Origin of the sequence: Meiothermus granaticius NBRC 107808 (assembly GCF_003574355.1) — a bacterium.
Classification (GTDB): Bacteria; Deinococcota; Deinococci; order Deinococcales; family Thermaceae; genus Meiothermus; species Meiothermus granaticius.
Genome location: NZ_QWLB01000013.1, coordinates 14879 through 27187, shown reverse-complemented (window position 1 = coordinate 27187; position 12309 = coordinate 14879). Strand labels below are relative to the sequence as shown.

At 64.8% G+C, this 12309-nt stretch carries 11 protein-coding genes and 1 tRNA gene; 2 read left to right on the top strand and 10 right to left on the bottom strand.

The features are described 5' to 3' along the window. Window positions 1–2: 2 nt before the first annotated feature. A complete protein-coding gene (locus tag Mgrana_RS06220) occupies window positions 3–1670 on the bottom strand; it encodes a glycerol-3-phosphate acyltransferase (protein WP_119356742.1) in 1668 nt (555 codons plus the stop codon). Between the two features lie 148 nt (window positions 1671–1818). On the opposite strand from Mgrana_RS06220, the gene Mgrana_RS06215 reads away from it, so the two are divergent. Beyond that, a tRNA-Gly gene (locus Mgrana_RS06215) sits at window positions 1819–1894 on the top strand. A 141-nt stretch (window positions 1895–2035) separates the two neighbouring features. Here the strand turns inward: Mgrana_RS06215 and Mgrana_RS06210 are convergent. The 7 genes from Mgrana_RS06210 to Mgrana_RS06180 form a co-directional block, all read right to left on the bottom strand. Next, on the bottom strand, window positions 2036–3604 hold the full coding sequence (locus Mgrana_RS06210; RefSeq protein WP_119356741.1) for an FAD-dependent oxidoreductase: 1569 nt from the start codon (window positions 3602–3604) through the stop codon (window positions 2036–2038). A 30-nt stretch (window positions 3605–3634) separates the two neighbouring features. Beyond that, window positions 3635–3910, bottom strand: a complete 276-nt coding sequence (locus tag Mgrana_RS06205) for a hypothetical protein (protein WP_119356740.1) — start codon at window positions 3908–3910, stop codon at window positions 3635–3637. 92 nt (window positions 3911–4002) lie between these two features. Further along, window positions 4003–4797 (bottom strand): ABC transporter substrate-binding protein, encoded by a 795-nt coding sequence (locus Mgrana_RS06200; protein WP_119356739.1) that lies wholly within the window; start codon window positions 4795–4797, stop codon window positions 4003–4005. After that, a complete protein-coding gene (gene coaE / locus Mgrana_RS06195; RefSeq protein WP_119356738.1) occupies window positions 4794–5369 on the bottom strand; it encodes a dephospho-CoA kinase in 576 nt (191 codons plus the stop codon). The genes Mgrana_RS06200 and coaE overlap by 4 nt, the downstream gene beginning before the upstream one ends. A gap of 4 nt (window positions 5370–5373) precedes the next feature. Beyond that, on the bottom strand, window positions 5374–7827 hold the full coding sequence (rnr, locus tag Mgrana_RS06190; RefSeq protein ID WP_119356737.1) for a ribonuclease R: 2454 nt from the start codon (window positions 7825–7827) through the stop codon (window positions 5374–5376). Window positions 7828–7899: 72 nt separating this feature from the next. After that, window positions 7900–9135, bottom strand: a complete 1236-nt coding sequence (locus Mgrana_RS06185; protein WP_119356736.1) for an aspartate aminotransferase family protein — start codon at window positions 9133–9135, stop codon at window positions 7900–7902. A 54-nt stretch (window positions 9136–9189) separates the two neighbouring features. Beyond that, window positions 9190–9588, bottom strand: coding sequence for an acyl-CoA thioesterase (locus Mgrana_RS06180; RefSeq protein WP_119356735.1), 399 nt, complete (start codon window positions 9586–9588; stop codon window positions 9190–9192). Window positions 9589–9660: 72 nt separating this feature from the next. Between Mgrana_RS06180 and Mgrana_RS06175 the strand changes: the two genes are divergently transcribed. After that, a complete protein-coding gene (locus Mgrana_RS06175; protein WP_119356734.1) occupies window positions 9661–10569 on the top strand; it encodes a magnesium transporter CorA family protein in 909 nt (302 codons plus the stop codon). A 23-nt stretch (window positions 10570–10592) separates the two neighbouring features. Here the strand turns inward: Mgrana_RS06175 and Mgrana_RS06170 are convergent, their stop codons facing one another. Then, window positions 10593–11534, bottom strand: coding sequence for a carbohydrate kinase family protein (locus Mgrana_RS06170; protein ID WP_119356733.1), 942 nt, complete (start codon window positions 11532–11534; stop codon window positions 10593–10595). A gap of 31 nt (window positions 11535–11565) precedes the next feature. Beyond that, window positions 11566–12291, bottom strand: coding sequence for an alpha/beta fold hydrolase (locus Mgrana_RS06165; RefSeq protein ID WP_119356732.1), 726 nt, complete (start codon window positions 12289–12291; stop codon window positions 11566–11568). Window positions 12292–12309 lie beyond the last annotated feature (18 nt).

Here is a 12309-nt window from a genome sequence, read left to right as displayed (position 1 = left end):
ACTCAGTCCACCACCCTGAATCCCAGCGCCTCAGCCCGCTCGACGAAGAACTGAATGTTCTCGCTTTTGGTCTCGCCCCCCAAGCTTTTGCGGTCATACGCCCCTTCAGCCGCCAGGATCATGGTCTCGGCTAAGCAGGCCGGGACCAGCCCCTCGCCAAAATGCAGATCGAGGTTGCCGGTCATGTTGCCCGGAGGCCGCACCACCCCACCGGGGATCACCCGTACCCCCGGCACCCCTTTCACCGACTCATCCACATCCGGTGGTACGCCCTCGTCGTAGATCCAGGCGCCGGGCTTGACGTGTTCGGGAAAGATCACGGCCGAGGGGTCGGAAGTGGCGGTAAAAATCAAGTCCGCTTCTTTGATGGCGGCAATGTCCAGGGTGGTGAGCATTTCCGGCACCGGCTGGCCCTTGCGCTCCAGATTTTGCTTGAGGGTGGAAGCACTTTTTTCCAGGCGCTCTTGATTTCGCCCGACCAGGATGAGCTTGCGCACCAGCGGAGCGATCTGCCGAGCGATCCCAAAGGCCACCACCCCGTTGGCCCCCACGACCGCTGCGGTCGCCTGCTCGAGCTGCTTTCCCTCTCGCTCAAAGTGGGCCAGGATGCTGGGGATTGCAGCCCGTATGGTACCGGCGGTGTAGGCCCCACCATTGGTCACCTGAATCTCGGGGACCGCCTCTTGTACCTGCTTGCCTTTATCGCCTACTACGCTCCAGAAGGCCCCCAGGCCAATCACCGTACAGCCCAGCTCCTTAGCCAGCCGCGCAGCCTGGATGGCTCGGCGGGTCGCCAGCTCGGGTTTACCGGTGATCTGGTGGGGCAACAAAGGCGCTGAGAGCAGGTACACGCGAATTTCGCGCCCATCGGCGGTTTTGACCCCCCGCAGCTCCCCGTTTTTCATGGGGCGAAAGGCCTCGGCCAGGCGTTCCACCCATTCGGGCCGAAGCCAACCGCGCTCAGCCAGCGGTTTGGCCCAGCGAAAGCGGGGACTTTGCCACAGGTCCTCCAGGGTTAGGGCATGGATCATGAAGGCGCAGACCACCTGATTGGGCGAAGGCAGGGGCAGCGGATCTCCCAAGCGAGGCTCGAGGCTCTCCAGAATGCGCCCCAGGTTTTCCTTGTAGCGCCACAGGGCTACCCCCAGTAACCCCCAGGCAACTAACTTGCCCCAACTGGAAACCTCCGCGAAGGACACCATCAGGGCCAGGCTTAGGGGGAGGGCGATGGCCCCTAAGGTACCGTAGCGGGTAGCGACGAATACCGCCACCGAAACCGCCAGGACCGCCAGAGCAACCCCATAGGGAAGCCCCACGAAATACAGACCAAAGACGATTCCGATGAGCACCCCTGCTCCGCGTCCGCGCAGCGGCACCCCGGTGAAGATGCGCAGGGGATAGAGGTGGCCCAGATAGGCCAAGAGCGCGAAGAATAGAGCCCAGTCCAGCCCGAAAGGCTTGGCCAGGGCGACCGCAACATACCCCTTGAGGAAATCTAAGCCCAGGGCCACTGCGGCTGGGCCGGGGCCCAGGAGGCGGAGGGTGTTTTCCAGGCCCAGGTTGTAGGCGGAGGCCAGGCGGGGGTCTTGGTCGCTCAGGCGGCGGATGGCCCAGTACCCCAGGGGCAGCGACCCTAAAACATAAGCAAAGCAGGCGAAAACCAGCAGCACAGGCTTTATCCTGACATGAAAATGGGCTGGCAAGTAGTCCGGGGCCCACCTTGACGCGGCGAGGAAATGATGTCAGACTTTTAGTCCGGATAGGCCGAGCGCTCAGGCCTTGCAAGGCTTGGGGCTCGAGAGAAATCCGAGGCCGTATGCGGGAATAGCTCAGTCGGTAGAGCATCTGCTTCCCAAGCAGAGGGTCGCGAGTTCGAGTCTCGTTTCCCGCTCCAGATCAACCCCTAAACCAGCCCCCTCTTATGGGGGCTGGTTGGGTTTTAGAGGTCCGCTGACAAACCATCAAGGGCAGGAGCCCCGGCTTGTCGCGCCCTTCACAGGCTGTCCAGGACAAAGCTTTATGGGTGAAGGGCGCTCTAGGAGGGCAGCCATGGGGTGAGATCCGCGGGTCCAGCCCGCAGGAACTCCGGGCTGGGTAGGGCCTGCAGGCGAAACAACTCCTCGAGCACATCTAGCTCGTAATCCCGCCCCACCCCGCTCGCCGCCTGTAGCCGGCCAGCCTGCAGGTAAAAGGCCAGGAATTCCCGCCCCTCCGGCTCCCCCCAATACACCACCTCATCGAAGGAGTCGGCATGGCCCACGTAGCGCAGTTGCAGCCCGAATTGCCCGGTCCAGAAAAAGGGTACTCCCGTATAGGGCACCTCGCGGTCCAGCATGTTGAGCGCAGCAATCTGCCCATGCTGAAGGGCCACCCGCCAGTGCTCAATTCGGATGGGCTTTCCGCCTTGGGGGTTGGGGAAGCGGGCGATATCGCCTGCGGCGAAGAGGGTTGGGGTCACCCTCAACTGGGCATCTACCGGAACGGATCCGTCCTTTTCCAAGGGCAGGTCGGTGAGGAAGCCGGTGTTAGGGCGCACCCCGATCCCGACCACCACCAGCTCGGCCTCGAGCCGCTCCCCGCTCTCCAGCAGCACCTGGCGGCTTTCCCCCTCGCCCATGATCTCGAGCACCTTGGCCCCCAGATGGAAACGGACCCCGTGTTCCTCGTGCAGCTGGCGGAACATCTGGCCCACTCGAGCCCCCAGCACCCCCTCGAAAGGGGTGCGCTCTGGAGCTACTACCGTCACCTCTAATCCCCGCTCCCGTAGGCTGGCTGCGGTCTCCATCCCGATGAAACTGGCCCCGATGACCACCGCGCGTTTGCCTGGCTCTGAGGCTGCGATCAGCCGCCCTGCATCCGCCAGGCTGCGCAGGGTGAACACCCCGGCCCAGTCGCTGCCGGGCACCTCGAGCCGCCGAGGGACCCCCCCGGTGGCCACTAAGCAGCGATCGTAGGGGAGGGAAGAGCCGTCCTCAAACTCCAGGGTGCGAACTTCAGGGAGCAGCTTGCGCACCCGACAGTCGGCCCGCAGCTCGAGGTTTGGTTCGGTGTAGAACTCCGAAGAGCGCAGCGGCAACCACTCCGGCGGGGCTTCCCCCGCCAGGTACTCCTTGCTGAGGTTGGGTCGGTCGTAGGGGGCCTCCCTTTCCGCGCTCACCATGACCAGCTGCCCCTGGAAGCCCTCTCGGCGCAGGGTGAGGGCCGCACTGAGCCCGGCCGCACCCCCCCCTACGATCACGAAGCGGCGAGGGTCTTTCGTCGCGGATTGGGGGGGCTGGGGGGTGGGTTCGGGTTGGCTCGAGACCAGCACCGCATCCCCCTCGAGCCGCACCCTGTACCGGGGAAGCCCGTCTAGGGCCGGGGGCTCGAGGGGGGCCCCGGTTTTCAGGTTGAAGCAGGCATGGTGCCAGGGACAGATCAGCCGGGTTCCGTGCAGGAGGCCTTGATCGAGCGGCGCACCGTAGTGGGTACACCCTGCTCCCACCGCATAAAAACCCCCCTCCACCCGAGCCAACAAGACTTCATTTTCCCCCACCTTGACCCGCCGCATCTCACCGTCGCGCAGTTCATGGGCTTGAGCCACCACCAGCTCCTGCTCCCTCACGGCTGCCTCCTTTTGAAGCCTTAGGCAGAATTAGGGCGCTTCGTACTGCTCCACATAGGCCCGGGCCTCGGCTCCGGCTGCGGGTTCTTCGGCCCACCTCGAGCACCCGCTGCCCCCGCTCACGATCAGGGAAAACTCGACCAAATCTGGGTGCAAGCACACCGCGACCCGGGCCACCTGGCTCTGATCGCGCCGCACATCATCGGCGTCCCAGTACGAACAGGCCAGGCAGGCCCCGATCTGCTGCTTGTCTGCGGGTAAGGGGATGTGGTTTTTGAGCTGCTGAAAGTGTTCGAAGGTCGGCATAGCGGACTCCTTGGGATCGGGTTTATTGTATCCCCGTATCTGACCCTAAGGCATCTGGCAGAGAGGGGTGTGAGCTTTGCCACTCGATGGGGTCAAGGCTCCAGGCGCTCGATCTGCCGCTCGAGCCCCTCGAGGTACTCGAAAAAGAGCGGGCCGTAATGGGCCAGCTCATCCCCCCCGTTCACCACCAGGGGATATGGCCAGCCCCGCGAGGCCAGCAAGGCCTGGGCTCGCTCTGCCGGGCGCATGCGGTGAGGCTTGGGCTCGTAGATGACCAGCTCAGGATTGCGCCGGGGAACCTCGTCCAGGTCAGGGGTAAAGTAGCTTTGAGGGTGATCGGCGAAGAGGTTGATCAGCCCCAGGTGACGCAGGGCTTCGCTCACATAGCTGCCCCGCCCCACGCTGATCGGCCCCCCCAGATCGAACTCGAGGTAGGTGCGCAGGGGCGGGAGCAGCCCATACAGCCGGTTGTACCGCTCGGCCAGCTCAGCGCTGAGCCGGCTGGCTCGAGCCTCCACCCCCAGTACGCCCCCCAGCAGGACGATGTTTTCAAGAATTCCGTAGGGGCTGTTGGGCAGCGGGAGGGGAAACACCGGCAGCCCGGCCTCCGCCAGCTCCTTCAGCAGGTCGCGCTGGACCCCGGTGCTGATCAGGACTAAATCTGGGTTGAGCGAGCGCAGCAGCTCCCACCGCACCTTGGTGTAGCTCGAGACCACCGGCAGCGCCAGGGTAGCCGCCGGGCGGTAGCAGAAGGCGCTGCGCCCCACCACCCGTTCCCCCAGCCCCAGAGCGTAGAGGGTATCGGTGGCGTTGGGGGCCAGCGAGACGATGCGCCGGGGTGCATCGGGCAGCTCGAGAGGACCGAGCCAGTCGTGAGTGAGCTTCATGCCACCTGTTTATACCAGGCTCGTACCTGAGCGCGAAGCTGCTCCAGATCGCCGTCGTTGTGCAGCACCCAGGTGGCTCGAGCGATTTTCTCGGCCTGGGGCATCTGGGCCGCGTCTCTGGCCCTGAACTCGGCCTCGCTGAGCCCATTTCTGGCCTGCACCCGTTGCTGCCGCAAGGCCTCCGGCGCGACCACCACCAGCACCCCATCAAACCGCGCCTCCCCGCCGGTCTCGAAAAGCAGCGGGATGTCTTCAACCACCAGCGGGGCCCCTGCCTGTAGGGCCTTTTGGCCCTCCTCGGCCATCCGCCGTCGGACGTAGGGATGCAGAATGGCCTCGAGCCGCTTTCGGGCGTCCGCATCGCTGAAAACCCGGCGGCTCAGAGCGGCTCGGTCTATCCCGGTTGTGCGGCAGACCTCAGGAAAGGCCACACAGATCTCCCCTTGCAAGACGGTGGTTCCTTCCCGGGCGTAGGCGTCGGCATCCAACACCACCACCCCCAGCTCGCGCAGCATGGCTGCGACCGTGCTCTTGCCGCTGCCAATGCTCCCGGTCAGGCCGATCCGGCGCATGGGGCTAACTGCGCCGGCCACGACCTCGGCGGCGCCGGCTCGCGGCCTTGGGGGTTGCTCGAGCTGGGTCCTGGGGGGCTTCTCCGGCCTCAGGCTCCCAAGCCCCGAAATAGATTTTGCGGGCTGTGGCCCGTACCGGCTTGTCAAACTCTCGCTTTTTATCGGGCGGGCCTACCACCCGTGAGGCTTTATGGGGGCGGGCAGCCTCCCTACCCCGGGCCTTGGGTTCACTCTTGCTGGAGTGGGCTTTGGCCCGCCCAGAGGGCGGGGTCCGACGCTTGCGATCCGATCTTTGTTCGTCCATAGGTTGTTCCTCGTAGAATTTCTCGGTTGGTACCAAGTCAATTTGCCGGGCAGCGGGGTTGGCGGCCTGAATTTGCACCTCGAGGGCATCTCCAATCCGAATCCTTCGCTTGGTGCGCACCCCCTCCAGCGCCAGCAGCTCCTCATAATAGTGGTACTGATCGTCCTCTAAAGCTCCCAGCCGGATCATCCCCTCCACCCCACCGGCGATGGTCACGAACACCCCAAACTGGGTCACCCCCGAGACCACACCGGGGAAACGTTGCCCTAGACGGGCCTCAGCCCACCGACACTGGTAATACTTGGTCAGCTCTCGCTCGGCCGATTCGGCGGCTCGCTCCCGCTCGGAGGTATGCTCGGCGATTTTGGGAAAACGCGAACCCCAGTCGGCCTTATGCCGCTCAGAAATTCGGCCTCGGAGTAGGGTTTTGAGCACCCGGTGGACCACCAGATCGGGATAGCGGCGAATCGGGCTGGTGAAGTGCAGGTAGTGCTCGGCGGCTAGCCCAAAATGCCCCAGATTCTCGGCGGCATACCGGGCTAAGCGCAGGCTTCGCAGCAGCAAGGTGGAGACCGCTGGGGCCTCCGGTCTGCCCTCGGCCTGGTTGAGGATGGCCTGTAGGGCTTTGGGCGAGGGCTCACCCCCCCCAAGGCGGTACCCCAGTTTTTCCAGGGCGGCCACCAACTTCCCCAGGGCTTCCTCGCTGGGGTCCTCGTGCACCCGGAACAAGGCCGGAATTCCCCGCTCGGCCAGGTGGCGGGCCACGATGCGGTTGGCCAAGAGCATCAGCTCCTCGATCAGGCTGCGGGCCTGGGGTTCTTGCTGGGGGATCAGGTGCAGCTCCCCTTCCTCCCCCACCTCCACCTTGACCTCGGTGAAGTGAAAATCCAGCGCCCCCTCCTCCAAGCGGCGTTTCTTCAGGGTTTGGGTAAGGTCTAGAAGGGTTGCCAGATCGGCCTCAAGGGCGGCTCGAGCCGAGCCCGGTAGGTCGAGGCTGGATAAAGCTTCGGCCTCCCCGGCCCCTTTTTCCCGGGCCTGGGCCAGGGCCTCGACCTGGGGATAGGTGAGCCGGGCCAGGCTTCGGATCACCCCCCGATGAAAGGTGTACCTTTTGACCCTTCCTTTAGGGGTTAGCTCGGCCAGCACCGAAAGCACCAGGCGGTCCTCCCCAGGCTTGAGGGAGCAAACCCCGTTGGAAAGGCGCTCGGGCAGCATGGGCAGAACCCGACCGGGCAGGTAGACGCTGGTAGCCCGGGCATAGGCCTCCTGGTCGAGGGGGGTGAACTCCTCCACGTAGTGCGAGACATCGGCGATGTGGATGCCCACCTGGAAGTTGCCGTTTTCCAGCTTCGTCACGTGAATGGCGTCGTCAAAGTCCTTGGCGTCCGGGCCGTCTATGGTGAACACCCGCAAGCCACGGAAATCGCTGCGGCCCTCCAACTCGGCCCCCCCTTGCGCCACCTTCTCGGCCTGCTCGAGCGCCTCGGGCGAAAACTCAGGGAGCAGCTCGTACTTGGCGATGATCGCCTCGGTCTCGACTTCCGGGGTATCTTCCTGGCCCAAGAAGGTTTGGAACTCGCCATAAGGCTCGGCAGGGGTTTTTCTGCCCTGGGGGTACTGGACCCGTACCGAGATGCGCGCCCCGGCCTCGAGCCCCTCGAGCCCCTCCGGTCGAAGCTTGAGGTCAGGGAGCCGAGGGTCGTCGGGGTGCAGCAGGGCATAGCCCTTGCGAAAAAAGAGCCGTCCGATCAGGTGGTGATGGGCCCGCTCGAGGACCGCGGTGACCGCTCCCCAGGGGCGGCGGTCCCGCCCTGGGGGCTTGGCCTCGGCCCTTATTCGGTCGCCGTGCCAGGCTCCCCCCAGATAGCCCTTGGGGATGAATAAGTCCGGCAGCTCGGCCTCTATGGGGATGGCGAAGGCAAACCCCGAGGGATGGGCCTGTAACCGCGCCTCGAACCCCTTGCGGGCCTTGGCCTCCGGCAGTTGGTAGAGGCGCCGCTTGGTCTCCATCAGCTTGCCCTCGGCCACCAGGAGTTCCAGGGCCTCCTTGGCCTCGGGCTTGTCCAGGCGCAAGCTGCGGAGGATCTCGCGCAGGCTATGCGGTTTGTTGGGACGCTTGCGGAACAGCTCGAGAATGCGCTCAGGTTGGGTCATTGCACAGGGCCGAACCGACCCCTCCTATGGGAATCATTATGCAGGATTGCGGCTTCAGGGGAGGGTACTGGGTTACAAGACCCCTTCCAGGGCCACCTTGGTTGCGGCGAGGGCTTGGTCTAGCGCGGCCACGCACTCATCAATATGGGATTTCTCCACGATCAAGGGGGGCTCGAGCCGCACCACCTTGGGGTCGTTGAGCCCGAAGGCGGTGAGCACCCCACGCGTGGCCAACTCAGCCACCACCAGCCCTCCAATATCGGCATCGGTGAACTCCAGCCCCACCATCAGCCCACGCCCGCGCACCTCCTGGATGAACTCAGGGTAGGTGTTCCAGAGCTGCTGCAGCGAGCCGATCAGATACTGCCCTTGCTCGAGGGCCCGCCCCGGCAGATCCTGCTCGAGGGTGACCTCGAGGGCCGCCAGCCCGGCGGCACAAGCCAGCGGGTTCCCGCCAAAGGTGGTGGAGTGGATCAGGGGCTCGGTTTTGTAGATCTGCAGGATTTCCGGGCGGCACAAGGTGGCCCCGATCGGCATGACCCCACCGCCCAGGGCCTTGGCGCTGACCAGGATGTCGGGCTCGACCCCTTCCCAGTTCACCGCCCAGAGCTTTCCGCTGCGGCCCAGCCCGGTCTGCACCTCATCGGCGATCAGCAATACGCCCTTCTCGCGGGTAATTCGCCGCAGTTCGCGCAGGTATCCTTCCGGCGGGACTCGGATTCCCCCCTCGCCCTGGATGGGCTCGACGATCACCGCGGCGGTATCGGGGCCGAGGGCGGCCTCTACGGCCTGGGCGTCCCCAAAGGGCACCACCGTCACCCCAGGCACCAGCGGACGGGCGGGGTGTTGGTAGCGCTCCTTGGGGGTGACCGAGAGGGCTCCCAAGGTTTTGCCATGGTAGCCGTTCTGGGTGGTGATAAACCCAGGTTTGCCGGTATAGAAGCGGGCAAACTTCAGCGCGGCCTCCACCGCCTCGGTGCCGGAGTTGCTGAAGAAGACCATCTCGAGCGGCCCTGGGGCGACCTCGGCCAGCCGGGCGGCCAGCCGGGCGGTGGGCTCAGAGACCATCACCCGCACCGACATCGGCATCTTGTCGAGCTGATCTTTCACCGCCTGTACCACCCTGGGATGGCGGTGCCCCAGGGACAGGGTGCCGTAGAGCCCCAAGAAATCCAGGTAGCGCTTCCCCTCGGTATCCCAGACGTAAACCCCCTCGGCGTGGGACTCCACTTTGTCCAGTCCGGTGAAGCGCAACAGCCCGGCCAGGCCGGGGTTGACATGGCGTTCATAGAGTTCGAAAGCGTTCATAGGGCTGGCCTCGAGTCTAGCACGGGCCTTCATGGCCCCACAAACCCCGGCGCCTCACTGCGAATGGGCCTTCAGCCGATTCAGCAGATCGGTGGGGATGCGCTGGGCTTTTCCGGAGGCCTCCTGGCAGAGATGCCGCGTAAACCCCTCGGCCAGAAGGTTGGCCTCCTTCCATACCCGATACCGGTAGCGCAGGGCTCGAGACGAGACCTCCTCCAGCCAGGTCTCAACCTCCACCTGATCCCCGAAGCGAGCCGGATGGCGATAGGTCAGCCCAAGTTCGACCACCGCGAAGGCCAGCCCCTGCCGCTCAACCTCGGTATAGGGCACCCCCATTCGGTTCAACCACTCCACCCGAGCCGCCTCGAGCCAGGGCACATAGGCCGAGTGATGCACCACCCCCATGGCATCGGTTTCAACGTAGCGCACGGTGATTTGCAGGCGAACGATCATGACCCTATTAGAACCCAGACCCAGGTGATAAGGTTGAGGGCCTGCGGCCTCTAGGGTGGGGTAACTTAGATCATGCTGCGGATCCGCCAGCTCTCCACAGGTGCACCTTGTGGTCCGGTGGCTGAGGGGGTGTGGGTGGATGTGGAAACCCCCACCCCGGAGGAACTCGAGACCCTCAAGAAGACCTACCCCCTCAACCCCCTGGCCCTGGCCGATGCCCAGGAGATCGGCCACTGGAGCCGTTTTGAGCAGTATCCAGAGCACCTGTTCTTGGTGTTTCGGACCCTCGAGGCCCCGGACAAGGTCAGAAGCCGTACCGAGCGGGTTTCCTACTTCTATTACCCCGATCGCCAGGTGCTCCTCACCTGGCGCAACGAGCCGGTGGAGTACCTCGAGGACTTCTGGCAGCGTTTCTACCCGGTCAGCGCTACCGCGCTGTGGCACCGGCTGCTCGACCGGGGGGTGGAGACCTTTTTTACCCATGTTGAGGGACTACAAGAAAGGCTGGAGGACCTCGAGGAAGAGGCCCTAGACCGTGACGGGGCCGACTTTCCCCGGCTAATCCTGCTGGCTCGGCGCCGGGTGGTGGCAGTGCGCCGCCTGGCCTCACAGGCCCGAGAGGCCCTGCTGCACGTGGAGCGAATCCCGCTCTTGGGGAGCGATGCCTACCTCTTTCGCGACCTTACCGACCGCATGGGCCGGGTCTACGAGGGGCTGGATGCGGCCAGAGATGAGCTCTCCAGCATGCTCGATGTGAACCTATCTACCCAGAACAACCGCCTCAACCGGGTGGTGCAGCGCCTCACGGTGCTTTCGGCGCTGTTTCTGCCGTTGGCCCTTTGGACTGGGATCTTTGGCACCAATGTCAAACTGTGGGTCTACGAGCTGCCCTTTCCCGTCTCCACCCTCTTTTTGTGGGGCGGGCTGGTGGTGATTGCCACCGGGCTAGCGCTGTGGATGAAGCGGAATCACTGGTGGTAAGAGGCTCTGGAGCCTGGGCGGGCTCAACCGAAGCGCTCCCACCAGGTCTGCAAATCCCCCTCCCGGAGATTGACCCCGGGCACCGTACAGGCCAGGGCGGAGAGGTGACAGGCCGCCGCCAGCACCACCGGCAGGCGGGTGGCCTCCCAGGTGATCAGCTCGATGCGGGTGGCCAGCTCTTGCTTCATCAGGCCATAGATGAGGGCGGCGGTAAAGGTGTCCCCGGCCCCTAGGGTGTCCACCACCCTAACCCGAACTCCAGGTACCCGCATCATGCGGGTGCGAAAGGTGGCCATGGCCCCTTCCGCACCCAGGGTCATCACGGTGATGGGGGCCCCGAGTTCACTCAGCTTCTCCATCAGTCGGTGGGGTTCTGAGGGGACCAGGGGGAAGAGCAGCTTGGCGTCCTCGAGGCTGGCTTTGAGCACCGAGATATAGGGTAAATACTGGCGCAAACGCTCCAGATAGCCCTCATCCACGGCCATGCGCAAGTTGGGATCGAAGCTAACCGGGATACCGTACTCCTGTGCGATTTCCAGCAGCTCGAGGATGCCCGCGACATTGCGCTCTTGAAAGGCAAAACCAGAGCCGAAATGCAACCACTGGGCCCGGGCCAAAGACCCCTTGTCGGGTTGGAATTGGGTCGGGCCAAAGCTGCGGTAGAAACTGTAGGTGGAGTCCCCGCTGGACTCCACCTCGGCCAAGGCTATAGGGGTGAGGGCGCCCTCGAGCCGCCGCACAAAGCGCGTGTCCAGACGCTGTGCCTCGAGCTGCTGCAGGGCCCACTGGCCCAGGCGGTCATCGCCTACCTCGCCCACGAACCGCACCGGGCTGCCCAAGCGGGCCAACACCGAGGCGGTGTTGAGGGCCGCACCCCCCAGCCTCAGGTTGTACGTCGGCTCGGAATGCTCCCACCCATTCTGCCCGATCAGGTCGGCTTTGAGCTCACCGGTGAGGACCACCATGCCCTGTTTCCCTCCGCCCTATCATAGCCCCCTACTCCTGGCCCCAGACCAGGCCGCCCCCCTTGACCCCCTCCGCACGCTCGAGAAACCCCTCCACCAAGCTGGCCGCCTCCTCGGGGTTCTCCCAGGGAACCAGGTGCCCACAGCCCTCCAGGCTCACCCGCACCGCCCCCAAGCCGTTGGGGTTAGCCGGGGTCCACTCCACCACCTCCTGGCCATAGCGCAGCGGGGTAAACACATCCTCTGCCCCCAGCACCACCAATACCGGACACGATAGGCGCCGCAGATGCTTGCGCCCATCGGGAAGGGCCAGAAGGGCCTCGAGCCACCCTCCGAGGTCCAGCTCGGACAGCCCTTGTGTCCAGGCGCCCACCGCTTCCTGCCCGTGCTCGAGCAGGAAAGGGCCCAGCAGCCAGGGCTGGGCGGCTTGCGCAAAGGTCTCGAGCCCCCCCCGCAGCGCGGTTTGGAGGGATTCCAGGCGGGCCCTGAGGGCCGCATCGCTGCGCACAATGGGGCTGAAGAGCACCAGGCTTTTGGCCTGTTTTTCGGCGGCCAGCTGCACCGCACCCCAAGCCGCCTCTGCGAAGGCCACCAGGTGGGCTCCCTCGGGGACGGTGCTGCGCCAAGCCTCTAGGGCCTCTTTGGGGCGGGCCAGGCGGGGGAGCTCGAGGGGATGATGGGCAGACAGGGCCTTAGCCAGCGGTTGAAACCCTGCCGGGGGGGCCAGATAGCCGCAGAGCAATGCGGTGGTTTCCACCCCCCCATCTTGGCACGA